This is a genomic window from Psychrobium sp. 1_MG-2023, assembly GCF_030689115.1.
Lineage (GTDB): Bacteria > Pseudomonadota > Gammaproteobacteria > Enterobacterales > Psychrobiaceae > Psychrobium.
In genome coordinates, this window is sequence record NZ_JAUYVJ010000005.1 from 40,837 (window position 1) to 66,201 (window position 25,365).

The 25,365-nt window shown below is 40.2% G+C and carries 21 protein-coding genes; 12 read left to right on the plus strand and 9 right to left on the minus strand.

Annotated features, from left to right (window positions below; translation table 11 throughout):
- Positions 1 to 239 precede the first annotated feature (239 nt).
- From Q8W26_RS03900 to Q8W26_RS03910, 3 genes are all read left to right on the plus strand, one after another.
- Complete coding sequence (locus Q8W26_RS03900; RefSeq protein WP_101215068.1) at positions 240 to 818, plus strand: PilZ domain-containing protein; 579 nt, start codon at positions 240 to 242, stop codon at positions 816 to 818.
- 132 nt (positions 819 to 950) lie between these two features.
- Positions 951 to 4,418 carry a transcription-repair coupling factor gene (gene mfd / locus Q8W26_RS03905; protein WP_101215069.1) on the plus strand — a complete coding sequence of 1,156 codons (3,468 nt, stop codon included), beginning with the start codon at positions 951 to 953 and terminating at the stop codon, positions 4,416 to 4,418.
- 1 nt (position 4,419) lies between these two features.
- A complete protein-coding gene (locus Q8W26_RS03910) occupies positions 4,420 to 6,036 on the plus strand; it encodes a CsiV family protein (RefSeq protein WP_305472338.1) in 1,617 nt (538 codons plus the stop codon).
- 68 nt (positions 6,037 to 6,104) lie between these two features.
- Here Q8W26_RS03910 and Q8W26_RS03915 read toward each other — a convergent pair whose 3' ends face one another.
- Both Q8W26_RS03915 and Q8W26_RS03920 read right to left on the minus strand, forming a co-directional pair.
- The gene (locus tag Q8W26_RS03915; protein WP_101215071.1) at positions 6,105 to 7,184 is read right to left on the minus strand and encodes an AI-2E family transporter; all 1,080 of its coding nucleotides are present in this window, start codon (positions 7,182 to 7,184) and stop codon (positions 6,105 to 6,107) included.
- An 11-nt stretch (positions 7,185 to 7,195) separates the two neighbouring features.
- Positions 7,196 to 7,420, minus strand: a complete 225-nt coding sequence (locus tag Q8W26_RS03920) for a sulfurtransferase TusA family protein (protein ID WP_101215072.1) — start codon at positions 7,418 to 7,420, stop codon at positions 7,196 to 7,198.
- A gap of 77 nt (positions 7,421 to 7,497) precedes the next feature.
- On the opposite strand from Q8W26_RS03920, the gene Q8W26_RS03925 reads away from it, so the two are divergent.
- From Q8W26_RS03925 to Q8W26_RS03935, 3 genes are all read left to right on the plus strand, one after another.
- Positions 7,498 to 8,973 (plus strand): M48 family metalloprotease, encoded by a 1,476-nt coding sequence (locus Q8W26_RS03925; RefSeq protein ID WP_101215073.1) that lies wholly within the window; start codon positions 7,498 to 7,500, stop codon positions 8,971 to 8,973.
- A gap of 133 nt (positions 8,974 to 9,106) precedes the next feature.
- Positions 9,107 to 9,460, plus strand: a complete 354-nt coding sequence (arsC, locus tag Q8W26_RS03930; protein ID WP_101215074.1) for an arsenate reductase (glutaredoxin) — start codon at positions 9,107 to 9,109, stop codon at positions 9,458 to 9,460.
- Positions 9,460 to 9,888: a DUF2069 domain-containing protein gene (locus tag Q8W26_RS03935; RefSeq protein ID WP_305472342.1), complete on the plus strand. Its 429-nt coding sequence runs from the start codon at positions 9,460 to 9,462 to the stop codon at positions 9,886 to 9,888. The genes arsC and Q8W26_RS03935 overlap by 1 nt, the downstream gene beginning before the upstream one ends.
- Before the next feature lie 78 nt (positions 9,889 to 9,966).
- On the opposite strand, the gene hda is transcribed toward Q8W26_RS03935, so the two are convergent.
- Positions 9,967 to 10,665: a DnaA inactivator Hda gene (gene hda / locus Q8W26_RS03940; RefSeq protein ID WP_101215075.1), complete on the minus strand. Its 699-nt coding sequence runs from the start codon at positions 10,663 to 10,665 to the stop codon at positions 9,967 to 9,969.
- Between the two features lie 117 nt (positions 10,666 to 10,782).
- Positions 10,783 to 11,865 (minus strand): DUF2066 domain-containing protein, encoded by a 1,083-nt coding sequence (locus tag Q8W26_RS03945; protein WP_305472344.1) that lies wholly within the window; start codon positions 11,863 to 11,865, stop codon positions 10,783 to 10,785.
- Positions 11,866 to 12,183: 318 nt separating this feature from the next.
- On the opposite strand from Q8W26_RS03945, the gene purM reads away from it, so the two are divergent.
- Complete coding sequence (purM, locus tag Q8W26_RS03950) at positions 12,184 to 13,221, plus strand: phosphoribosylformylglycinamidine cyclo-ligase (protein WP_101215077.1); 1,038 nt, start codon at positions 12,184 to 12,186, stop codon at positions 13,219 to 13,221.
- A 23-nt stretch (positions 13,222 to 13,244) separates the two neighbouring features.
- Positions 13,245 to 13,898: a phosphoribosylglycinamide formyltransferase gene (gene purN / locus Q8W26_RS03955; protein ID WP_101215078.1), complete on the plus strand. Its 654-nt coding sequence runs from the start codon at positions 13,245 to 13,247 to the stop codon at positions 13,896 to 13,898.
- 56 nt (positions 13,899 to 13,954) lie between these two features.
- Here purN and Q8W26_RS03960 read toward each other — a convergent pair whose 3' ends face one another.
- On the minus strand, positions 13,955 to 14,248 hold the full coding sequence (locus Q8W26_RS03960) for a hypothetical protein (RefSeq protein WP_305472347.1): 294 nt from the start codon (positions 14,246 to 14,248) through the stop codon (positions 13,955 to 13,957).
- 342 nt (positions 14,249 to 14,590) lie between these two features.
- On the opposite strand from Q8W26_RS03960, the gene asnB reads away from it, so the two are divergent.
- Positions 14,591 to 16,252: an asparagine synthase B gene (gene asnB, locus Q8W26_RS03965; RefSeq protein WP_101215080.1), complete on the plus strand. Its 1,662-nt coding sequence runs from the start codon at positions 14,591 to 14,593 to the stop codon at positions 16,250 to 16,252.
- A 244-nt stretch (positions 16,253 to 16,496) separates the two neighbouring features.
- On the opposite strand, the gene Q8W26_RS03970 is transcribed toward asnB, so the two are convergent.
- The 3 genes from Q8W26_RS03970 to Q8W26_RS03980 all read right to left on the minus strand — a co-directional run bounded on the left by Q8W26_RS03970 (position 16,497) and on the right by Q8W26_RS03980 (position 20,348).
- A complete protein-coding gene (locus Q8W26_RS03970; protein WP_101215081.1) occupies positions 16,497 to 17,795 on the minus strand; it encodes an inosine/guanosine kinase in 1,299 nt (432 codons plus the stop codon).
- 247 nt (positions 17,796 to 18,042) lie between these two features.
- Positions 18,043 to 18,687: an adenylate kinase gene (gene adk / locus Q8W26_RS03975; protein WP_101215082.1), complete on the minus strand. Its 645-nt coding sequence runs from the start codon at positions 18,685 to 18,687 to the stop codon at positions 18,043 to 18,045.
- A gap of 224 nt (positions 18,688 to 18,911) precedes the next feature.
- The gene (locus Q8W26_RS03980; protein WP_101215083.1) at positions 18,912 to 20,348 is read right to left on the minus strand and encodes a glyceraldehyde-3-phosphate dehydrogenase; all 1,437 of its coding nucleotides are present in this window, start codon (positions 20,346 to 20,348) and stop codon (positions 18,912 to 18,914) included.
- A gap of 287 nt (positions 20,349 to 20,635) precedes the next feature.
- Between Q8W26_RS03980 and Q8W26_RS03985 the strand changes: the two genes are divergently transcribed.
- The 3 genes from Q8W26_RS03985 (at position 20,636) to pyk (ending at position 23,958) form a co-directional block, all read left to right on the plus strand.
- Positions 20,636 to 21,463: a DUF2989 domain-containing protein gene (locus Q8W26_RS03985; RefSeq protein ID WP_101215084.1), complete on the plus strand. Its 828-nt coding sequence runs from the start codon at positions 20,636 to 20,638 to the stop codon at positions 21,461 to 21,463.
- A gap of 105 nt (positions 21,464 to 21,568) precedes the next feature.
- On the plus strand, positions 21,569 to 22,423 hold the full coding sequence (locus tag Q8W26_RS03990) for a MurR/RpiR family transcriptional regulator (protein WP_101215085.1): 855 nt from the start codon (positions 21,569 to 21,571) through the stop codon (positions 22,421 to 22,423).
- 92 nt (positions 22,424 to 22,515) lie between these two features.
- A complete protein-coding gene (gene pyk, locus Q8W26_RS03995) occupies positions 22,516 to 23,958 on the plus strand; it encodes a pyruvate kinase (RefSeq protein ID WP_101215086.1) in 1,443 nt (480 codons plus the stop codon).
- A 100-nt stretch (positions 23,959 to 24,058) separates the two neighbouring features.
- On the opposite strand, the gene Q8W26_RS04000 is transcribed toward pyk, so the two are convergent.
- Entirely contained in the window at positions 24,059 to 25,318 is a 1,260-nt protein-coding gene (locus Q8W26_RS04000; protein WP_101215156.1) for a phenylacetate--CoA ligase family protein, read from the minus strand.
- Positions 25,319 to 25,365: the final 47 nt, after the last annotated feature.

Consider the following 25,365-nt stretch of genomic DNA (forward strand, 5'->3'; position numbering starts at 1 on the left):
CAATAAGTTAGTAATAGTATATTTCAAGGCGCTTAAAATAATTGATTTAGGGGGAAATGCCAACTTTTATTCTTGTACCCTCCCTAAATCTTGGTATATTAGCAAGATTAACGTATTCGACCTGATCTTAAAGTGAATGGCTCGATAACCCAAGCAAAATTTTGTAACCATAATTAAGCATTTGCAACCTGCTTAACCTATGGTGCCAAATAGTATTGCTTATTTGTGAAGGAATTACCGTGAGTGACGAACAGCACTTTTTTTCAATAAACCACCCTTTTGATGTTAGCGCAGTCCCCTTAGCACCTCACGCTAAGGTTCCGACACAAGAGGAGTTTGAGGCTGATATGCCCGCGCCATTCAAATTAGCGTCACAAATCAATCAATTAGAGTCTGCAGCCGTTAAACCTTTAAGGCAACTAAGTGAAACTTCTCATGACCTTGTTGATTTTCTTCGCTTACAGTCACAGAAAATTGATTTAATGATGAGCTACGTGCTGACCATGGCTGATGGTGATGATAATAAACATCTTGGGCACAGTTTTGGTGGTAGCAAATTGAGCTATAACGCACCAGAGGCATTAGAGATCGGATGCCTTGTTCAATTAAAAATATTTATTAAAGAAAATAATTGTGCCATTTTCTGTCTAGGCCGAGTTAGTGCCTGTGACAAGCAAAGCAACAGTTACCTCATCGAAACAGAGTTTGCGCTTATCCGAAATGACGATCAAGAACAACTGGTGCGTACCTCATTAAATATTCAGTCAAACCAATTAAAACAACGTGCGGCTAAGCGGAAAAAACAAACTGATTCATAGAAGATTCAGTAATCTGCATTTAGCATATGCGGTAGTCTATTTGGTCAATGCATAACTATAAACTACCAAGGCTCACTGCAATTTAGTTATAAACTCGGTATACTAACCACCAAAAATTAAAGTAAATTATTAATGCCATTATCAACACAATTACTCAATACGATTCCGTCGCTCTCAGATAATAATATTACGCTAGCAAACCTTCGTGGTAGTGCACTACCTCTTGCAATGATAGAGGCTGCGCAGCAACATGACGGTCTTAATGTATTAATTTGTAGCGATACCAGCACAGCCCTCAAATTAGAAACAGAACTGTCTTTTTTAGGGCAAGAACACGGACTCCCGGTTTTGTTATTCCCTGATTGGGAAACCTTACCGTATGATAACTTCTCTCCTCATCAAGATATTATCTCTCAGCGACTAGAGACCTTGTATCGTCTGCCGTCTATGACCAACGGTATTTTAATCGTCCCTATAGCTACAACGATGGCTAAACTCGCACCAAAGCAATATTTACAAGGCAACACTATTTTGCTTTCGGTTGATCAACAACATGACGCCGCTCAATTTAAGTCTCAACTTGAAATGGCGGGTTATCAAAACGTTCATCAAGTTTTAGCGCATGGTGAATACAGCCAACGAGGATCAATCCTTGATATTTATCCAATGGGTAGTAACCAACCTTACCGTATCGATTACATTGATGATGAAATAGACTCTATTGCCTTTTTTGACCCAGAAACTCAGCGCTCAAAAGACAAAGTTAGCCAAATCCGTATTTTACCTGCCCATGAGTTTCCAACAACAAAACTTGCAATTGAGCAGTTTAGAAGTAATTGGCGAGACAAATTTAGTGCGTCAAATGAAGCAGAATCAATTTATCAACAAGTCTCAAAACGGGTGCTACCAGCTGGGATCGAGTATTACTTACCTTTGTTTTTTGCTGCCTGTGATAGTTTATTTGATTATTTACCACAAAACACACAGCTGTTGAGTGTTGGTGATATACATCAATCAGCTAATGAATATTGGAATGACGTTGCTGCTCGATACGAAGAACGTCGATACGATCGACAACGTCCGATTCTTGCTCCAGAGGACCTTTTTAATCGAGTCGAACAAACATTTAGTCAACTTAAGACATTTCATCGGATCGACTTTACCCAACAGCCAGTGGAAGAAAAGGCTGGAAAATTCAATATTAACGCCCATGACATCACGGGTATTGCTGTCAATCACCAACTAGACCATCCAACCGCTGATTTACTCCAATATTTAACACAACATCAAGACCACCAGATTATATTCTGTGTAGAGTCTCTTGGTCGGAGTCAAGCACTGCTGGAGTTGTTGGCTAAAGATAAAATAAAACCGATCGTTTGTGATAGTTTTATCCACGCTATCAAGCAAAAACTAGCTATTGTTGTATCGCCTTTAGAGAACAGCGTAAAACTGCCAACTCTTGCCCTATCTTTGATTTGTGAGAGTGAATTATTCGGTATTCAGGTTTCACAGCGACGTCGTCGTGAAAAAGCGCAGACCATTTCAAGTGAGGCGATTGTTCGCAGTCTAGCCGAGCTATCTATTGGCCAACCTGTTGTTCATTACGATCACGGCGTTGGTCGATACCAAGGGTTAACTTACATTGAAAACGGTGGCATCAATGTTGAGTACGTAACATTAGAATATGCTAGTGAAGCAAAACTTTATGTGCCTGTATCATCATTAAATTTGATCTCTAGATACAGTGGAGCGAGTGAAGACTCTGCCCCCCTACATCATTTAGGAAGTGATAAATGGACCAAAGCTAAACGAAAAGCTGCAGAAAAAGTGCGTGATGTTGCCGCAGAGCTTCTCGATATTTATGCCCAGCGTGCTGCAAAGAAGGGTTATAAGTTTAACCTTAATCATGATGAATACAATCAATTTTCTGCAGGTTTCCCATTCGAAGAAACGGTCGATCAACAAAATGCTATTTTGCATGTAGTCAATGACATGCAAAAGCCAACGGCCATGGACAGGTTAGTTTGCGGTGATGTTGGTTTTGGTAAGACAGAAGTAGCAATGCGTGCGGCATTTGTCGCCGTTAATGACGCAAAACAAGTCGCTATCTTAGTTCCGACGACCTTATTAGCGCAACAACACTTTGAAAACTTCAGAGACCGATTCGCAAATACAGCAATAAAAGTTGAACAATTATCGCGTTTTCGCAGTGCAAAACAGCAGCAACAAACCATCGACGAGTTAGCAGATGGAAAAATTGATATCATTATCGGTACGCATAAACTGATTCAAGGTGACATTAAATTTGCGGATCTAGGTTTATTGATTGTTGATGAAGAACATAGGTTCGGTGTCCGCCAAAAAGAAAAAATTAAAGCACTTCGCGCTGATATTGACATTTTAACCATGACCGCGACCCCTATTCCTCGAACACTGAATATGGCGATGAGTGGTATGCGTGACTTATCAATTATCGCGACACCGCCCTCAAGACGTCTATCAGTTAATACCTTTGTTCGCGAGTACGATGAAGCGATCGTAAAAGAAGCAGTTCGACGTGAGATCATGCGTGGTGGTCAGGTATATTTTTTACATAATGATGTTGATAAAATTGAAGATATGGCACAAGACCTCGAACAGTTATTGCCAGAAGCACGAATTGGTATTGCTCATGGGCAAATGCGCGAGCGTGAACTGGAAAAGGTCATGAGCGATTTCTATCATCAGCGATACAATGTCTTATTATGTTCAACCATTATTGAAACTGGTATCGATATCCCTAGTGCAAATACTATTATTATCAATCGCGCGGATAAGTTTGGCTTGGCTCAACTGCACCAGCTGCGTGGCCGTGTCGGGCGCTCACACCATCAAGCATACGCGTACTTATTGACTCCAAATCAGAAGAATCTAAGTAAAGATGCTATCAAACGGTTAGAAGCTATTGAGTCATTAACTGACCTTGGTGCAGGTTTTGTATTAGCAACTCACGATCTAGAAATTCGTGGGGCTGGTGAATTGTTAGGGGATGACCAAAGCGGTCAGATTCAAACCATTGGCTTTAGTTTATATATGGAAATGCTTGACGGTGCAACAAACGCGTTAAAGAACGGTGAAACTCCCGCCTTAGATAATTTATTGCCACAAGGCGGTGACGTCGACCTGAAAATAGCTGCGTTATTACCAGATGATTATATTTTTGATGTTAATACGAGATTGTCCTTATACAAAAGGGTTGCTAACTGTCGTAACCAAAAACAACTCGATGCGCTACAAGTAGAACTCATTGATCGTTTTGGCCTTCTTCCTGACGCAGCTAAGAATCTATTTGTTATCACCCGAATTAAACAACGCATTTGTGCCCTTGGCATCGATCGTTTGGAGGCTGGTATTAATGGTGGCCAAATAGTATTTAGCAACCGTTCTAAAGTCGATCTTGGTTATCTGTTGACCCTTCTTCAACAACAGCCATCCATCTATAAATTAGACGGCAGCAATAAACTTAAATTTTTAATCAAAACAGACACCCCAGCAGACCGCTTAAGCCTGGTTAATGCCATGCTAGATGAGTTTGAAAAACATCAAACGGAGAATTAAGGTGAAATTTACCCCAACAACTGTCTCACTCGCGTTATCAGCGGCGATATTTTCAGGTGTAGCAGATGCAGCAGACCGTTGGTTTGAGATTGAGTTGATTCTATTCAAACGTCATGGCGAAGTGACCACAGAACAATTCGAGCCGACATCAGTTGATTTTTCTAACCAACGTCAAATTCGACTACAGCAACAGCATTTAATAGGAGCGGCGTTACCCTGCCCGACGCTTAGTCAATTTGAGCGGTTTGAGTTAAGACAAGCAAGTTTACTTAGCGAAGAATTGCCAAAGGTAGCATTGGCGACAGAGAGTCCCTCGCTGTCTACAACAGACATAGTCGATGATAACAATGTAGAATGTATCGCACCTGATGAAACACTGCTATCTCAAGCCTACCAAATTAAGCAACAACGGCTTGCCGAGCTTGAACAGCAGCAAGCGGGTACCTTGACCGATCTTCTTACGAGCCCTTTTGATGCATTAACGAGTAACAAGCCAGATCAAGAGATGGTTGAGGAACAATCACAAACAACCGAGCAAGAGATCTCGAAAGAAATTAGCTTGCATGATCCTAGCGTTTTTATCCCTTATCCAGAACAGTTCACGCAAAATGGTCAGACTTATCGAGCGACTGCTCATTTATCGGAAATAAAACAAACACCAATTGAAGTGGCTGCACAAGCGTTACCTCAAACTCAAACATCCCCATATCTACTAACAGCAGATATGTTGAGGCTATCAAGACTAGTGAAGAAAATGCGTTGGCAAAAACAACTGACCCCCATACTTCATACCGGTTGGCGTCAGCCTGTTAAAGCTAGACATTTAGCTGTACCTTTGCACTTATTTGGCGGTAAAGACTGGTCTGAACAATATAATCATGATGGGAGCCATGTCACGAGCATTACTCCAACTCAGCCGCAACAGCCATTATCAACTGACTTAGCCGCTATCATTTCAGAGCTAGAGTCTAATCAACCATCAACAGCCCAGCTTTGGGAGTTAGAAGGTTTACTAAAAATTTACCTCAATCATTATTTATTTATCGAAACGGATCTTGATTTGCGTACCCCGGGTCAAATTATGCGCCCTATTGCACAACCACAGCCGATTGATAAACCGGAAGTCTTAACATTAGGTATGATGGATCAATTGAGCCAGTCGCTACCATTAGCGAAATTAGCTCAGCTCAATCTTGGTAATATAGCGCTACCGCAAACAGCGCCTCCTCATGCTAATGATCAACAACAGAAATCAACTTCGCTGGTCACTAAAGCCAATAAGGCAAAACTTAAACCACTAACCCAAGCTTCTGCTGATAAAAATGTTGAAAAAGAGACAACACAGGTAATTGATAGCGAGATTAAAAAGAGCCAAGGCACGACGCTAGCGAATGATACTAACATAAAGCGTCAACGAGTAGAGCAAAGCTCTAACAACCTACAGGCAACGCAGACAGTTGTCGATGCTCCCGTAGAGCTTGAACAGGTACCTTGGTTATTAAATCATAGACTGAAGCAGCATCGTAAGGTCAAATCAAAAGAAGTCCATTATTTTGATCATCCCAACTTTGGTATGGTCATTCAAATTAGACGCTATAGCTTTAAACCTACTAGCTAGATTTAAGTTAAGACTTGCAGTAAAAAGCCAGCTTAAAAGCTGGCTTTTTAATAACTGGGGAGTGCGATTTAACTTGTCGGCAGAATTTTCTCTTCAGGAGGTCCATGCTTGGACATTGCGTTGATGACTGCTTTGACTAAGGTGGCTAAAGGAATAGCAAAAAACACTCCCCAGAACCCCCACATGCCTCCAAATAATAGCACTGCCACAATGATAGAAGTAGGATGTAGATTGACAGCTTCACTAAATAATAGTGGCACCAATAAGTTACCATCAAGAGCTTGAATGATGGCATAACACAACATCAAATATCCAAATGGTGCTGTAAATCCCCATTGAAATAACCCAACAAGGCAAACTGGCACAGTGACAATAGCCGCGCCAATGAAAGGAATTAATACAGAAAGTCCCACAAGTACGGCAAGTAATGTAGCGTAAGCTAAACCAAGGATTGAAAATGCAATATAACTAACACCACCGACAATAACGATCTCTATGACTTTGCCACGAATATAGTTGATGATTTGAACATTCATCTCTGACCATACTTGGGCTGCCAAACGGCGATTGTTTGGAATAAAGCGCGTGGCATGGTCAATCAACTGACGTTTATCTTTTAAGAAGAAAAAGATTAATAATGGCACTAAAATAACATAAATCATCAAAGCAACTAAGTTAACCAATGATTTGAATGACTGCGAAACTATCCCTTCACCAAGACTAATCAGGTAGGCTTTAATATTGTCTGTGACACCTTGGATTTGCGCAGCACTAACATAGTCTGGGTACTTGTCAGGCAGTGCCATTAAGAACTGTTGTCCTTTGGCGAGCATGTCAGGTAATTCAGTCGTTAGTGTGATGACCTGCTGCCACACGCTTGGCAGAACCCCAAAAAAAAGTAATAGACATATCAATGCCGTTACAGTCAGTGTTATCACTACCGCAAGGGTTCGGGGAATATTTAGTTTAGTTAAAGCAACGACTGGACGTTCCAATAAATAAGCAACAACAATGGCCACCAATAGCGGCATTAAAATATTTGCGAAAAAGTAAATCAGAAAGCTCAGCGCGACTAAAATAAACACTAAAGTCACTGCATGTGGGTCAGAAAACCTTTTTTTATACCAACTACTCAACAATTCAAGCATAAATGTTTCCTTTAATCTTTTATAATTACCTGATATTTTGAAACATTATCATCGGTTATTTCACTAAGTACAACCTGATGGCCCAATTTTTTTAAAAGCTTGGGAACATCTACTACTGAACCAGGGTCACACAATAGGATTTCGAAACTATCTCGTGCCTTAGCCTGCTTTAGATATAACTTGGTTTGAACTAAAGGTACCGGGCAGCGAAACGCTGTAAAATCTAAAGTAATCAATGCGCAGAACTCTTTATAAATTTATGCCATTATTACTCGTAAAGAACAAAAGCTCAATGTGATTTAAAGGAAACAAATTGAAACGGTTAAACAAGTCACTTATCTCCCTACTTATAGGTGCTGCGATCGCCTCTCAAGCTTCGGTTGCCGCCCCTATCAATAACAACATCAGTAATAAGCTACCTGAGCTAGGAACTGCTGCAGCTTCCACATTGTCAATTGAGAAAGAGATTCGTGTAGGCAATGCTTATATGATGATGATGCGAGGTAAGCTTCCCATCGTTCATGATCCTTTAATTGATGAATACATCAACGATATTGGCCTAAAATTAGTCTCGCAAGCAAACGACGTTAAAACACCTTTTAATTTTTTCATGGTCCAAAATAATGCCATCAATGCGTTTGCATTTTTTGGTGGTAATGTTGGGATTCACACCGGTTTATTATTACTTGCTGATAATGAAAGTGAGTTAGCGTCTGTCCTGAGCCATGAAATTACACACGTTACCCAGCGTCACCTTGCTCGCTCTATAGAAGAAAGAGCAAAAAATAGTCCTGCAACAATGGCCGCACTGTTAGGTTCTTTAGCGTTGGTCATGGCTGGTGCTGGTGACGCTGGCATTGCTGGTGTACAAGCTTCGCTGGCCATGTCTCAACAATTATCGATTAATTATACCCGTAGTAATGAACGTGAAGCCGATCGGATTGGTATTGAATTAATGGCTCGCTCAAATTTCAATCCAAATAGTGCTTCCTCATTTTTCAGCAAAATGGCACAACAATATCGTTACTCTTCAAAAATACCACCTATGTTGAGGAGTCACCCCGTCACAGAGCAACGTATTTCTGAAACACGCGTGCGTGCACAAGGCTACAATCCAGTAAGGGTCGCACAAAGTTTATCATTTCACCTTGCCAAGGCTCGAATTCTTGTTCGCTTCACCGCTAAAGATGAAACAATCATCGAAGATGAATTAAACCGAATGGATACTAAAACAAGCCCGACTCTTCTGGCTGCACAACAATATGGAAAGGCACTATTACTCCTAAAACAAAACAAAGTCGAACAGTCGCTGGCTATTATTAAAAAACTACGAGCTTCAGATAATGCTAACTTGTTTTATATTGATACCCTTTCGGATATTTATCTCGCGTTAGGTCAGCCACAAAAAGCAGCAGAGGTCCTAGCTTTTTATAATGACATTATGCCCAATAGCCAAGTTATCGCATTAAATTATGCTACGGTTTTAAAATCATTAGAAAAATTTGATAAAGCAGCTGAAGTTATCGATGACTTACTACTGACCAACCCGCAAAATGTCATGGCATGGGGGCTACTACAGCAGATTCATCAGAAAGCCAATCAACCAATCAAACGCTCAATTGCACGAGCCGAGCAAATTTCATTGTATGGCAATTATGAAAAAGCATTGAAAGAGCTTTATAAAGCACACAACCTCATCGTCGATGAGCCGATAACTCAAGCTAGAATTGAGGCGAGGATAAAACAATTTCGTCAAATGCGCGATGAGCTAAAAAGTCTTAAAATCTAGTTTTTACGCAACTTGCAGGTTCCCCCCTTGGGCCTGCAAGTTTACCTCTCAGAATATGAAGTAATTTAAGCAAGGTGTCCTCATAAGATATGAATAATGGTATAGTACCCCTTTTCAGTCAATGGATACGCTAATGTCTGCTATTACTATTTATCATAATCCCCGCTGCTCTAAAAGCCGCCAAACGTTACAATTACTCCAAGATAATAATATCACTCCAACAGTTGTTGAATATCTTAAACAACCCTTATCTGTAGTTGAAATAGAAGCATTAATTACAAAACTTGGTGTCAATTGCCCCCGAGAAATGATGCGTGTCAAAGAAGCTGATTATAAAGAACAAGCCCTAGGAAATACGGATGTAACGGCTCAACAATTGATTGAAGCAATGGCACAAACCCCAAAGCTTATTGAGCGCCCGATTGTTGTCAATGGGGATAAAGCCGCCATTGGCCGCCCACCAGAACAAGTACTGGACATTATTTAATGCAAGAAAGTGTAGTGCGCGAGAAAGCAATGCGCGAGAAAACTAAGCGCTTTTTGGTGTTGGGGCAGACAGGCTACTTTGGCCTACTCATGTTTTTACCGCTATGGCATGTCGTATTAGTCCCTTCAGAAATGAGTAAATTTACCACTCTGCTACTTACCGTTGGTCCGTTATTATTGCCTATGTGGGGAATTTTAAAACGCCAACCATATACCTATGCTTGGTCTAACTTTATCGTTTTACTCTACATGTTACATGGACTGACGCTTATTTGGGACCGTCCCGATGAGCGACTCTATGTCGTCATCGAGCTCATTCTAGCATTCATGATGTTTGTCGGTTGTTCTTACTTTGCTAAGTTTAGGGGACAGGAACTCGGATTAAGTATTAGAAAAGAGAAAGAAAAAGAGGCTGAACAGCAAAAATAATGTTCAACCTCTGAACTGAATGCCCTTATTTTTGAGGGCATTATCAGACTTACAATGCCTGTTAAACGCACTCACTGTTTACAGTTTTAAGATTTCTTTAATAAAAGGAATCGTCAACTTACGTTGCGCCTGCATTGAAGCTTTATCTAAACGATCAAGAGTGTCAAATAAAGTTCGTAAATCACGGTCTAGCCGGTTAAATAAATACTTGCCAACATCATCAGCTAAGACTAAGCCCCTAGACTCAGCACGCTGCTGCATCGCGGCCAATTTATCTTGATCAGACATTGAATGAACTTGATAGCTCAAGCCCCAGCTAAGACGTGAAACTAAGTCGGGTAATTTAAAACCGTTTTGATTAGGAGAATTGGTTGCACTTGCGATAAGTTTGCCACCGGATTCTTTGACACGATTATACAAATCAAACAGCGCTTCTTCCCAGAGAGGGTTCCCTGCGACCAAATCAATATTATCAAGGCAAATAAGAGGAAGATTATGTAAGTCTTCTAGAACTGCATCACTCATCGAAGCATACATTTCAAATGGGATATAGAAGGTGCTGTGTCCTAAGGCTTGTGCTTGGGCACAACAGGCATGTAATAAATGAGTTTTACCTGATTTAGGTGCCCCCCACAGATAGACGAAATGACAGTCTTCATCATCAAATATTTTTGAGACGGTGCCTAATAACTCTTCGTTATTAGCCGGATAAAAACTGCTAAATGTTTCATCATCTGGTAAATACACCGGTAATGACAGTTGCCTAGGGTTTGACAAGCTTGGTACTCTTTATAAGAAATTACGATACATAGTTTACCATTGCGATAAATAGGCAAGCAACACCGATTAGCCTAACATCATTTAAATGTTGATTTATTAAACTTAAATAACCAATTAACGATGCCACATGTAAACATTTTGCTCACTAGTAAACATTGGTTGCACAATCAGCTTTTGTTCTAGAGCAATACCATCAATCAATGAGAGCTTATTACCTAAAAACCTAACACTGAAAGTGTAACGTGAGCCAATTGAACTGACTAAATTGACTGATTCAACAGCTTTTATTGCGTTAAGGTAGTTAGTCACGCCAACAAACTGTTCCAAGGATTCAATATTATTCACGACAAATTCTAGTTTGCCCTGCTCCTCAGTGGTGTCTACGCTATATTGAGATGCGAAAAAATCGGTACTTTGGTTTACAAGTACCCTCATCGCCTGCTCGATACTCTCAACCTCTTCTGATCCTGAGCCAACAATCTTCTGAGTCATACCACTATCGAACTGGTTAGATCCGTTCGTTGCTACTTTATAAATTGCCCAATCGAGACGTTTGAATAAGCCTTGAGCTCCAATACGAGATAGAATCATGTAATTAGACGCATAGCGTTGGTTAACTTGTGCAACTTTGTCGCCAAACAGAGCCCAAATATCGGTAGTGGATAACTGCATCTGATCGTCTAAATCCCAAAGTGGTAATAATAAAGGCAAACCACGTTGTTGCGATTGTTCTTTTATTAATCGCTCTAATACTGTTGCGTCTGATTCACTAACTATTTGGCGTCGTTGGTTTTCATTTTCATAAGCCAGCCACAACATTACACTCGGGCGCTGACTTCCCCAAATCGAAACACCATTTGACTTTAATAAATCATCGATCACTGTCTCATTGAACGAAACACGTAACAGTAAACGAGAACCGTCGCGAAGGTAGTTAAAGTCTGTCAAGAAGCGTTGTGCATTGGATGCCGCCTCCATTACTTTAACATTATCCATTACCGCACTTTTCCCAGATACTTTAATCAGTACAGCTGCGAATAGACGTTTAATGGCTTCATTACGAACTTTGGAAGATTGATTGACTACCTCAGTTTGAGCACGATACAAATTGTCAACTTGCTTGGCCATCACTTGAATCGAACTAGTAAGGCAAATAAATAAAACAAAGCAATAAATCAAGTGGGGAATCTTTTTCACAGAAGTAATCTTTACATTAACAATCGAGATGGCCATAAATATTAGCATATCCTTAAAATAAAAAAACAATTATGGAGTTAAATAACTTAGCTATAATAACTTATTACTTAACTAGTCTAATACAAAAAAATGTACTGTTGCTTAATCAAAATTACGCTAGTAACAACGTATAAAAAACCAATCAATGAGTGATGGATCAACATTTCCAGTCACATTAGATAAAAAATAGTGAAATAAATCTCACTTTTCGATGTTTTCTAACTCGACATTAGGCTAAAATACGCAAAAATTTTTCATGTAATTAAATTGAAGGTTCTCGTGAGCAATTCTAAATCTCTAAGTTATAAAGACGCTGGTGTTGATATTGATGCAGGTAATGCACTTGTAGATAACATTAAAAGTGTCGTAAAACGCACGCACCGTCCTGAAGTAATGGGTAATATCGGTGGTTTTGGTGCATTGTGCCAATTACCAACTAAATACAAGAACCCTGTGCTTGTATCTGGTACTGATGGTGTAGGCACTAAATTACGTTTAGCGATCGATTTAAAACGCCACGAAAGTGTTGGTATCGATTTAGTTGGCATGTGTGTTAACGACTTAATAGTACAAGGTGCTGAGCCTCTATTTTTCTTAGACTACTTCGCCACAGCAAAACTTGATGTTGATGTTGCAACTCAAGTGGTTTCTGGTATTGGTAAAGGGTGTGAATTATCTGGTTGTGCTCTAATTGGTGGTGAGACTGCTGAAATGCCAGGTATGTATCACGGCGATGATTACGACATGGCAGGCTTTTGTGTTGGCGTTGTCGAAAAAGAAGATGTTATCGATGGAACTAAAGTTGCTTCAGGTGATGCATTAATCGCCCTAGCATCTTCAGGCCCACACTCAAATGGCTTTTCTTTAATTCGTAAAGTTTTAGAAGTAAGCAATCAAGATCCTGAGCAACTTTTAGGTGACAAATCGATTGCCGATCACTTATTAGAACCTACTCGTATTTATGTTAAAAACTGTCTTGAAGTGATTGCTAAGCATAACGTACATGCGTTATCTCATATTACTGGTGGTGGTTTTTGGGAAAATATCCCACGCGTTTTACCTGAGACATTAAAAGCAGATATCGATGGTAATAGCTGGCAATGGCCTGAAATCTTCAACTGGTTACAACAGCATGGCAACATTGATACTTATGAAATGTACCGTACGTTCAACTGTGGCGTAGGTATGATTTTAGTTGTACCACAAGCAGATTTAGCCGGTGCACTTGCACAGTTTAAAGAGCTAGGTGAAAACGCTTGGCACATTGGTAACATTGCAGAACGTCAAGGCGACGAAGAGCAAGTAAGTATCTCTTAAACCAATTGCAGTTAAGGCAAAACATGAGCAAGAAGATTGTAGTATTAATTTCTGGCAATGGTAGTAATCTACAAGCGATCATTGACGCTTGTGAAAATAACACTATCTCTGGCGAAGTTGCTGGTGTCGTATCGAACCGACCTGATGTTTATGGATTAGAGCGTGCAAGTAATAGCAATATTGCCAGTAGCGTACTTGACCATAAGAAATTTGATAGCCGCGAAGACTATGACCTAGAATTAATTAAAGTCATTGACCAATATCAACCAGATTTAGTCGTTCTTGCTGGCTTTATGCGTATTTTAACACCCGCTTTTGTGACACATTATCAAGGGAGAATGTTAAACATTCACCCTTCATTGTTACCAAAGTATCAAGGGTTAAATACACATCAACGGGCTATTGATGCAGGTGACAGTGAACATGGCGTCAGTGTGCATTTTGTAACTGAAGAACTGGATGGTGGTCCAGTTATTTTACAAGCAAAAGTACCTGTATTCCCTGAAGACACTAGTGATGATCTCGCCATGCGTGTTCATGAACAAGAGCACCGAATATATCCATTAGTAGTAAACTGGTTCTGTCAATCGCGCTTAGCGATGGTAACCAACGGACAGTCCCACCAAGCTAAACTCGATGGTCTCATTTTATCACCATCTGGACATGCGGTTGACTAACCGTTGCTACATTTTGTAAAGAGCCCCGTATTTCGGGGCTTTTTCTTACCCTCTTTTTAATGTTCAGCCACATTCTCTCTTATTAACTTATATGAAATAAGGTCGATAGACTGACCAAATGGTAACTCACATTCCACAATATAGTTGCCCTGTTTTGTTCGCCAATAGCCTTCAATATTAAAGCTACCGTCACTATTAAATCGTTCTGAGCGCCAACTTAGCAAACTTATCCCCATTTCCTCCAGTGTCTCTTGACTAAGCTCTTTACATGCCATTTCAACTGGCTTGATTGATAAAACGGCCGATTGTTCCTGAGCGACAGATTGAGCTGAACTAGATAAAAAAAACATGAAAAACAGTGCAAAAAGACTGAATTTGTACATAAAAACCACACATAAAAGTAAAATAGCCAATGGTCTAACTGTAACTGTTTAAAATAGCGTTGACAACAAATCAGGCATTAGCTATAAAGTTGTCTAAATAAAAAATATTAAAAGATTGTTTAACAGATCATTCACCAAAGAGTGACAAACAATTAATACCAGTTACAACTGGTATACAGTGATTAGCGTGTTAACACTCAGGGTCACACTTCACAAAGCCGCCAACATTATAACTGACGAATGACTCAGTTATCACTCGTACCGTTTTGCTATATCAAAACACCGTGTTTTTTAGGAGAGTTTTACCCAATGTGTTCTATTTTTTCTATTTTTGATTTGAAATCAGACCCTCAACAGCTACGCGAAACAGCATTAGAGATGTCAAAGTTAATGCGCCATCGTGGCCCTGACTGGTCTGGAATCTATGCATCAGAGCGTGCCATTTTAGCGCATGAGCGTCTATCAATCGTAGACGTTGATCATGGCGCACAACCATTACTGAACGTAAAACAAGATCATATTCTTGCGGTCAATGGCGAAATATACAATCATAAAGAACTAGCAAAAGACTACCCTAACTTCAAATTTCAAACAAAATCTGACTGTGAAATTATACTCGCACTCTACGAAGCGCAAGGAAATGAGTTTTTAGATCAACTCAATGGGATGTTTGCTTTTGCCCTTTATGACGAATCTCAAGATCGCTACTTACTTGGTCGTGACCACATGGGCATTATCCCAATGTATACGGGCTATGATGAACACGGTAACTTTTATGTCGCTTCTGAAATGAAAGCACTAGTACCTGTTTGTAAAACCGTTGAAGAGTTTCCACCGGGACATTATTTAGATAGTAAAATTGGAAAACCCGTTAAATACTACAACCGTGATTGGTCTGATTACAACAATGTAAAGAACAACGACGCAAGCCCTGCCGCGTTAAAAGTTGCATTAGAAAACTCGGTTAAACGCCAATTAATGTCTGACGTTCCTTATGGTGTATTGTTGTCTGGTGGATTGGATAGTTCTGTTATTTCGGCAATTACCAATGTTTTTGCTAAACGTCGTGTTGAAGATGATGACCAATCCAACGCATGGTGGCCACAACTTCACTCTTTCGCTGTTGGTTTAGAAGGATCACCCGATCTTATTGCTGCACAAAAAGTTGCCGATCATTTAGGGACTGTTCATCACCCTGTACATTTCACTATCCGTGAAGGGTTAGATGCGATTAAAGACGTGATCTATCATCTAGAAACATACGATGTAACAACCATTCGTGCGTCAACCCCGATGTATTTAATGGCACGTAAGATTAAAGCAATGGGAATTAAGATGGTATTATCAGGGGAAGGTTCAGATGAGTTACTCGGCGGGTACTTATATTTCCACAAAGCGCCCAATGCTAAAGAGTTTCACGAAGAAACAGTGCGTAAGTTAAACAAATTACATATGTTTGATTGTGCTCGTGCTAATAAAGCAATGTCGGCATGGGGCGTTGAAGCGCGTGTTCCATTTTTAGACAAAGAGTTTATTGATGCAGCTATGACGCAAAACCCTGATGCAAAACTCATTACAAAAGATCGTATTGAAAAGCATATTTTAAGAGAAGCCTTTGCTGATATGTTACCGGAGTCTGTTGCTTGGCGTCAAAAAGAGCAATTCTCTGACGGTGTAGGCTACTCATGGATTGATGAATTAAAAGCGTATGCAGATACTCAAGTATCCGACTTACAACTTGAGAATGCCGCATTTAAATTTCCACATAACACACCTGATAGCAAAGAAGGTTACTTATTCCGTAGTATCTTTGAAGGTCACTTCCCTAATGAAACTGCTGCTAAATGTGTTCCTGGCGGGAAATCTGTTGCCTGCTCTACACCCGAAGCACTAGCCTGGGACGAAAGTTTCCAAAACATGAATGAACCATCAGGACGAGCAATAGCTGCGGTTCATAATGACAGTTACTAAATAGTCGTTTTAGAACGCTACAAAAAAGCCGCTTTAAAGCGGCTTTTTTGCTAATGAAGCGCCTAACGTGGTGACTCGATTAAACGGATCAGTACAGCTTCTACTTTCAAACAGAACCTAAGGACCGACATCCTGTCGCTTAAGGCATTTATTGTCTATGTAGTTATTCTACATAGACAATAAATAACGCTGCTATTATTCGTTTAGACCGCGAAAAGCAGTCCGATAACTAGTGGAATGGGTATTATTGTTCCCAGTAAGCTTCTTCAAGCGAATCTTCTTTTTCAGGTAAGCCTTTAGACAATCGTGGGGAGTGCTGATTAAGCATTTCAAAACTAACCCGATTTGAATATTTACATACCTGTGCAAACGACGAGTAAGTTAATGCTGGCGTTAAGTGCTTACTTGAGTTAGGAAAATGTTGTCTGTGATAGTGGTTTGCGGCCATATCATGTAACAATGCCGATAATGCGCCATCACCAGCACCATTAGTATTCTTTATCTTTGCTGGACCGCCCATATAGGGCTCAATGTGGGAGAAAACCATAATGGGTTTACGGCAATCTTCAAAACGCATGGCTCGGCTAAACTCAAACTGGTTAAAGTCACTAAGACTTGCCGTTTTTAATGGGTTAGTCGTGGTCCGTTTTAGCTCACAATCTGTATAACCAGATAAATATAAACCATCGGGCCCTGCGGTTAGTAATACTAAGTCAGCTACATTTAGCGCTTGTTGGCTAGCTAACAATGGATCAGACTCACCAGTCAATGTTTCTGCTTCTTCTTCATTCATTGCTAAAACAGTAACATTTGATTTTATAAAATCTAACCACCATTGAGGGTCCTGAGCAATAATTTGCTTTGTACCTAAACTTAAAACAACAGGTATCGAATGCTCATTAGCATAGGCAACTGCTTGCATCGTTGCATCATCGATAGTATCGCCATCCCCTACCCGCATTAAATAAGAGCTTATTACCAACGCAGAAGATTTAGCGATAACATTGTGATCAATATTGTCACGAGTTAGCGCATTCGCCATGCCACGATTAAATGCAAACGTTCGTTCGCCATCTTCACTGATCAACGTAAAACACCTACCGATAGGGCCTGAGACAGGCTGTAGGAGGTCCAAATCAACTTTTGATGACGTATTGCATAAATATTTGTAAGCGTAACCTTTTGCACGTATTGGGTCACTAATGACACCAAACAACACACTACGGTCATCTGATAACACGGAAAAATTATGAAGTGTATTACCAATGGTACCGCCAGCAAATTCATGACTGATAGCATCGCTTTCTAATAGTCGATGATAAATTGCTTCAGCTTGCTGATCGTCGACAAGGCAAGACGTTCCTTTTATCAGATCAAACGCTGTTAAAAAAGCATCGTCAACAGGGGCTTCAATATCGACTAATGTCTGGTCAATACCACAGATATGGCTTTCAATTTTTTGTTTTTTCGCCAAATCCGTAGGTGTTTTACGTGTGCTCACCGGAAAATAATGCTTAATTTTTCGTTGACCAGGAAATTTCATGCGTTTGCCTATTTATGTATCGCTCATCCAAGGAAGGGATGTAGCTCAAGGGCGATATTTTAACGCAATGTTTGAAGCAGCTGTGCACTGCAAGCAAATAAATGTGACAGGTTGCACTCAATTGACATTTTTTTAGGTTAATTTGGCTAAAAAACTATCAACAAAGAATAAAAAAACGCAGAAGAAATTCTGCGTTTTTAGATGTTTAGCTCGAAAAAGTCAGAAAACTTTTCGAGTGGAGTAAACTTTATGCAAGAAGCGTGTTAATTTCAGCGCTTACAGTTGCAACTTCTTTAGTACCATCAAGTTTGTGATATTTATTTAGACCTTGCTCACTTGCTTTTGTGTAGTATTCAACAAGAGGTTTAGTTTGGTCATGATAGATACCTAAACGCTTACGAACAGTAGACTCTTCATCGTCAGGACGGATAGATAAGTCATCACCCGTTACGTCATCTTTGTTTTCAACTTTAGGTGGGTTGTAAACAACGTGATAAACACGGCCAGAGCCAGCATGTACGCGACGACCGCTCATACGCTTAACGATATCTTCGTCAGGAACGTCAATTTCTACAACGTGGTCAACGACAATACCATTTTCTTTCATTGCATCAGCTTGTGGGATTGTGCGAGGGAAACCATCTAAAAGAAAGCCTTTTTCGCAATCATCTTGAGCAACACGTTCCTTAACTAACCCAATGATCAGCTCATCAGAAACTAACTGGCCTGCGTCCATTACTTTTTTTGCTTCTAAACCTAGTGGAGTTTCAGCTTTCACGGCAGCACGTAGCATATCGCCCGTAGAGATTTGAGGGATACCAAAAGTATCCATTAAAAATTGAGCTTGGGTTCCTTTACCAGCGCCTGGTGCGCCTAGTAAGATAATACGCATAATCTATCCCCTGTTGAATAATTAGAATTTTTAATATCAAACGATAATACAGAACCAACAGCGGATGTACAGTGGATAGTGGTTAGACTTTAGGCAGATAAACTAATTGATTAAAAATATTAAATAAAACGACTAAAATGCACTACATTTTATTGATATTGAAAACAAAAAAGCTCGGCATGTGCCGAGCTTTTTATCGAATTATTCATCTTATAGACAATTAATTATTCACCACGAGGTAACGTTGGGTAATCTAAACCAAGCATGTTGCGCATTACACGAACAACCTGACAGCTGTAACCGAACTCATTATCGTACCAAACATAAAGAACACAACTGTTATCACTAGTAATTGTCGCTTTAGAATCAACAACACCAGCGTAACGAGAACCCACTAAATCAGTAGAAACGATTTCGCTAGACGTTGTAAAGTCAATTTGATCTTGCAACTCTGAATGCAATGCCATATCGCGTAAGTAAGTGTTTAACTCTTCAGTTGTCGTACCTTGCTTAAGGTTTAAGTTCATAATCGCCATTGAAACGTTTGGCGTAGGAACACGAATCGCATTACCAGTTAATTTTCCAGCTAATTCAGGAAGTGCTTTTGATACCGCTTTCGCTGCACCAGTCGACGTAATTACCATGTTTAATGGTGCACTACGACCACGACGTGGAGACTTATGGTAGTTATCAATTAAGTTCTGGTCATTAGTGTATGAGTGAACAGTTTCAATATGGCCGTTGGTGATACCAAACTTATCATTAACCGCTTTAAGTACTGGCGTGATAGCGTTGGTAGTACAGCTTGCGGCACTAACGATGCGTGCGTCACCAATCATTTCTTCATTTACACCGTAAACGATGTTATCAATTTCACCTTTAGCTGGTGCTGTTAATAAAACTTTTGAGCTACCGACTGATTTAAGATGCTGTGATAAACCATCAGAATCTGACCAGATACCTGTATTATCAACGATTAATGCGTTGTTGATACCATATTTAGTGTAATCAACTTGGTCTGGAGAGTCTGCATAAATTACTTGAATGTAGTTACCATTAGCGATTAATGCGTTATTTGACTCATCCACTTCAATTGAACCATTAAATGGACCATGAATAGAATCACGACGTAGTAAACTTGCACGTTTTTCTAAATCGCCACCTTTACCACGAACAACAATCGCGCGTAAACGCATGAAGTTAGCTTTACCACTACGTTCAATTAATAAACGAGCTAATAAGCGACCGATACGACCGAAACCGTAAAGGACTACATCACGTGGTTCACCTTGCTCTTCAGCTGCGTGAATCTCTTGTAGCTCTTCTTTTAAGAACTCTTCAACTAACGAGTAGTTCGTACCGTTTTGAGCTGCATATTTAATCGCTAGCTTACCTAAGTCGATTCGTCCGTGAGCAATTTCCATTTCAGAAATCGCTTTTAACAGAGGGAAAGTTTCGCGTAAACGAAGCTTTTCACCAATGTGCTGACGAACATTACGGTGCGCTTTAATAATATCAATGGTAGTAGCTGTTAGTAGCGGACGGCCATAAACTGTGATCTCAACGCCTTGTTGACGAAAAAGTTTACCTAGCAATGGTTGCATTGCTTCAGCAAGTTCTTGACGTTCTTGCCAGCTGTCTAAATACTTATCTTGGTTCATTTAAGCTTCCTTAATTAGGCTAAATTTGAAAAGCGAATCCGTTTTACGGTAGAGTAACATTTATACCGTGGTCTGTAGTTAACACATTAGTGTTAAACCACACCCATGTAATAAACGATGTAACATTTCATTGTCTATACAACAAATGGCTAAGTACCGGGCCAGCAATGATAAAATCGCTACTGATCTCGCTACTAATTTTCGGCGACATTCTATAGCAGCAGCCACAAAAATGCTACTAAAATCACGCTTTTGACGTAGTGTAATTTTTTAATCAGGAATGAAATTTGAGTACACGTGCAAGCAACATTTTACCTCTTTGTGCCGTTTTAATTTTGAGCGGCTGTGACTTTGGCGGGGAAACTATTTACGCCATCTGTGAGGACAAGCCACAAATTTGTAATGATATAAAAACAGAAGGTTGGTGTAAAAACGAACGCGCTTTAGTCATTAGAAATCGAGCTAAAGAGGTTGAAGGTAGTGTCAGTGACCGACACTTGTATCAAAGCCTTAAGGATTGGAAAAGCTTTAGCCAATGTATTGAAATTGCGGCAAATATCAAACGACGTCAGATCAAAGATAGGACAGCGGTTAAACCTGCTACTTTCTTAAAAACACTTGAAGAAATTGAAAAGATTGAGCGACAGACTTCCGATAGCAACCTACCACAATTCTTGTATTACCATTGGGCTGAAACTGGTGATAAATCAAAGATTAAAAGATTAATATCACTTGATCGTCGTAATAAGCTCAGAACAACAGAATTGCAGTTGATGATTGCCAGCTATTACACAAAACACGATAAAAAGAAAGCAATTAAAGCGCAATACAAGGCGTTAAAATACTTAACAGAAGACGATTTAGAAACACTTGATCCTAGCCTATTCGCTAGTTTGGCTACCCATTTTTACCAAACAGAAAAATACGAACTCGCTTATATTTGGACGCAGATATCGGCCCTAGCTGGGCTTAGCCCAAATGAATATACTTCACTGAAGAGAAAACTGTCAGATTTAACAATAGATACAGATAAGCTTAACGAAATAGCGGAACACACCTACGAATCAATCTATGACCTAGACTTTGTTGCTCCTCCACAAAGTGGCAGTAACTAAATTTAAAGTTGCTGTAATAAAATTACAATATTAAAGTAATTTAATTGCAAAGTACGCCTAAAGTATGTCATATTGCCTGTAAATAATTTACAGGCAATTTTTTTTATGAACGTATTAGAGCAAATTACCGTCAGTTTAAATAAGTTGAGTCGGTCTGAGCGCAAAGTGGCTGATGCAATTTTAGCCTCTCCGAAGTCTGCTATACACTCTAGTATTGCAACCTTAGCTAAGTTAGCTGATGTGAGCGAACCGACTGTTAACCGTTTTTGCCGAAGAATGGACACAAAAGGCTTTCCTGATTTCAAACTACATCTTGCACAAAGTTTGGCTAATGGGACGCCTTATGTAAATCGCCACGTTGAAGAAAGCGATAGTGTCGAAGATTATACCAATAAGATTTATGAAGCCACATTAGCCAGCCTCGACCGAAGTCGACAGATGGTTGATACCGTTTCTATTAACAAAGCTGTCGATATTTTAACGCAAGCGAAAAAGATTTCCTTTTTTGGTCTCGGAGCATCAGCCGCTGTAGCACAAGATGCCCTCAATAAGTTTTTCCGCTTTAATGTGCCGGTGCAAAGTTTTCAAGATGGCTTAATGCAACGCATGAGCTGTATTAATTCATCCGATGGTGATGTTGTCATCTTAATTTCACATACAGGGCGTACAAAGTCATTAGTAGAATTAGCGATAATGGCTAAAGAGAATGATGCGACAGTGATTGGTATTACCGCGACAGACTCCCCCCTGGCCAATGAGTGTAATTTAGTTATTTCTTCGGAAGTTCCAGAAGATACTGACTTATACATGCCAATGGCATCTCGGATTGGGCAACTCGTTATCATCGATGTATTGGCCACGGGCTTTACATTGCGTCGTGGAAGTAAGTTTAGAGACAACTTACAGAAAGTTAAGCAAGGTATTAAAGAGTCTCGGTTTAACAAGTTATTGGAAAATTAGTTTACATTTAGAACTAATAGTCAGATTTTCACTAGGTTGTGTATTCCCCTTCCAACCTAAAACTAACAAGCGTAAACAAGCTGGAAAAAACTATGTCAACTTTTAGAAGAACGAAGATTTTAACTACATTAGGTCCATCAACTGATACTCCTGAGGTATTAGAGCAATTGATCCAAGCTGGTGCTAATGTAGTCCGCTTAAACTTTTCTCACGGCAGCGCTCAAGATCATATCGCTCGTGCAGAAATGGTTCGTGCAGCGGCCAAGAAACTAAACACTTACGTCGGTATCTTAGGTGACTTACAAGGCCCTAAAATTCGTGTTGCGCGCTTTAAAGAGGCAAAAATTCAATTAGCCATTGGCGATGTATTTACACTTGATGCTGCCCTTGATAAAGACAGTGGTGATCAAAACCAAGTAGGTCTTGATTACTCTGAATTACCAAATGATGTTGAACCAGGTGACATGTTGTTACTTGATGACGGTCGTGTTCAATTACGTGTTACATCTATTGATGGCAGTAAAGTGATCACTGAAGTCGTTATCGGCGGTCCATTGTCAAATAACAAAGGAATCAACAAACAAGGTGGTGGTTTAACGGCTGACGCATTAACAGACAAAGATAAAGAAGACATCATTACTGCCGCTGAAATAGGGGTTGAATACTTAGCGGTTTCATTCCCACGTAATGGCGATGAGATGCGTTATGCGCGTAATCTTGCTGAAAAGGCCGGTTTAAAAACCAAACTGGTAGCAAAAGTTGAACGTGCCGAAGTTGTTGCTACGGATGAAGCGCTAGACGATGTTATCCTTGCATCCGATGCAGTTATGGTTGCACGTGGTGATTTAGGTGTTGAAATAGGTGATGCTGAACTGGTTGCCGTTCAAAAGAACATTATAGGACGTACTCGTACTCTTAATCGTGTTGTTATTACTGCAACACAGATGATGGAATCAATGATAACAAGCCCAATGCCAACTCGAGCCGAAGTAATGGACGTTGCCAATGCCGTACTCGATGGTACTGATGCCGTGATGTTATCTGCTGAAACGGCCGCTGGTGACTACCCAATTGAAACAGTACAAGCTATGGCAAATGTTTGTTTGGGTGCAGAAAGCCACCCTTCTATCGTTAAGTCACGTCACCGTATGCAAGAAGAGTTTAACTCTGTTGAAGAAACTATCGCATTATCGACAATGTACGCCGCGAATCACATGACAGGAATTAAAGCTATCGTCGCATTAAGTGAGTCAGGTGCAACACCGCAGTTGATGTCGCGTATAAGTTCACACCTACCTATTTACTGTTTATCACGTCATCACGCAACATTAGCTGCTGCTGCACTATACCGCGGCGTATACTCAGTAAAATTTGATTCGACTCAAGTAGACTCAGATAGCTTAACTATGTCTGCTCTTGCTGAATTAAAGATTCAAGGCCATGTGAGTGAAGGTGACTTAGTACTATTCACCTGTGGTGACCGTATGGAAACTGTCGGTGGTACAAATACTTGTAAGATTTTAAAAGTTAAATAATTCTACATTTAGCAAATAAAAAGCCGCTAATTTTCGTTAGCGGTTTTTTTGTACCAAGGGGTCAACTCAAAGACAACTTTTCATCAAGTGCATCATTTAGCTATGGTAATAACCCTGAACGTAGGTCATCTATCACCTTCCCGTCATTGGCTAAGCTACCTTGAGTGACCAACTCAACGGTCCCCGATAGATTGGTGACTGCTCTAAGCGTCTCAGCTAAAGCAACGCTCAACGTTTGCTGTTCATCAACACTCAGTACGGTGAAGTCTACCTCGCATTGCAATGACATAACGTCATTATTATTATGCTGTGTAATGTTCAGTCGCAGTTTAAACAATGTCTCATATTTATCACGAATAGACTCTATTTGTTCTGGATGAACGAACATTCCCTTCACTTTCGCCGTTTGATCAGCACGCCCTAACCAACCTTTTAACCGTTTATTGGTGCGTCCACACGAAGTAGTTTGTGATACAAACGCTGACAAATCACCAGTAGCGAAACGGATTAACGGATAGTCTCTGTTGAAACTCGTGACCACAACCTCTCCAATCTCACCATTCGCTACAGGAGCACCACTTCCAGGACGAACGATTTCGACAATAATGTCTTCAGCAACCACCAGCCCTTCATTACGTTCACTCTCATAAGCGATCAATCCGATATCTGCACTAGCATAAGCCTGTTTGACCAGAATGCCACGATGCAAAAACTCCTGTTGTAAGGTTTCAGGTAATGCTTCACCAGTGACTAATGCTTTATTGATGGAAGTGACATCGCGGCCTTGCTCATCTGCTTTATTTAAAATAATATTTAAAAATGATGGTGTACCACTATAAGCTGTCGGTCTAAGCATTTCGATAATTTCAAGCTGCTGCTCTGTTTGACCTGGGCCTGCTGGTATCACCCGTGCGCCACAGGCGCGAGCACCAGAATCCATAATAAAACCGCCCGGTGTCATATGATAGGATAAACAATTAAGCACTAGATCATTTGACGTAAAATTAGCCGCTGCAAAGGCATTTCCCATACGCCACCAGTCATCACTGGTTGATTCTAATTCAAATATGGGTCCCGGTGAGCGGAACACCCTTGATACGCGACCACTTTCAGCATTAATATCACCAAATGGTGGACACTCTTTTTGCAGTCTAATCAAGTCTGACTTTCGTGTGACAGGGATTGTCGCTAATTGTTCTAGAGTCGTCACACTCGAGGCCTTAACAGACTGTAAATGATTGCGATAATAAGCTGATTCAATCTGACAAAAGTTAATAAAATCGGGGAGTTTCGCCAACAATGTTTGTTCTCGCACAGCTGCTGGCTGAAATGGTTGCTCAAAGCTTTGTAGCTTATTCATAGAAGGTTGCTCTTTTTTTGTATCAGTAAAGGCGGTCTCTGTGATAA

Excerpts from the sequence above, each read along its gene's own strand:
- mfd (WP_101215069.1), top strand. The coding sequence starts at position 951 with ATGCCATTATCAACACAATTACTCAATACGATTCCGTCGCTCTCAGAT.
- Q8W26_RS03980 (WP_101215083.1), bottom strand. The coding sequence starts at position 20,348 with ATGAACCAAGATAAGTATTTAGACAGCTGGCAAGAACGTCAAGAACTT.
- pyk (WP_101215086.1), top strand. The coding sequence starts at position 22,516 with ATGTCAACTTTTAGAAGAACGAAGATTTTAACTACATTAGGTCCATCA.
- asnB (WP_101215080.1), top strand. The coding sequence starts at position 14,591 with ATGTGTTCTATTTTTTCTATTTTTGATTTGAAATCAGACCCTCAACAG.
- adk (WP_101215082.1), bottom strand. The coding sequence starts at position 18,687 with ATGCGTATTATCTTACTAGGCGCACCAGGCGCTGGTAAAGGAACCCAA.
- Q8W26_RS03990 (WP_101215085.1), top strand. The coding sequence starts at position 21,569 with ATGAACGTATTAGAGCAAATTACCGTCAGTTTAAATAAGTTGAGTCGG.
- Q8W26_RS03960 (WP_305472347.1), bottom strand. The coding sequence starts at position 14,248 with ATGTTTTTTTTATCTAGTTCAGCTCAATCTGTCGCTCAGGAACAATCG.
- arsC (WP_101215074.1), top strand. The coding sequence starts at position 9,107 with ATGTCTGCTATTACTATTTATCATAATCCCCGCTGCTCTAAAAGCCGC.
- Q8W26_RS03970 (WP_101215081.1), bottom strand. The coding sequence starts at position 17,795 with ATGAAATTTCCTGGTCAACGAAAAATTAAGCATTATTTTCCGGTGAGC.
- Q8W26_RS03915 (WP_101215071.1), bottom strand. The coding sequence starts at position 7,184 with ATGCTTGAATTGTTGAGTAGTTGGTATAAAAAAAGGTTTTCTGACCCA.
- Q8W26_RS04000 (WP_101215156.1), bottom strand. The coding sequence starts at position 25,318 with ATGAATAAGCTACAAAGCTTTGAGCAACCATTTCAGCCAGCAGCTGTG.
- purN (WP_101215078.1), top strand. The coding sequence starts at position 13,245 with ATGAGCAAGAAGATTGTAGTATTAATTTCTGGCAATGGTAGTAATCTA.
- Q8W26_RS03935 (WP_305472342.1), top strand. The coding sequence starts at position 9,460 with ATGCAAGAAAGTGTAGTGCGCGAGAAAGCAATGCGCGAGAAAACTAAG.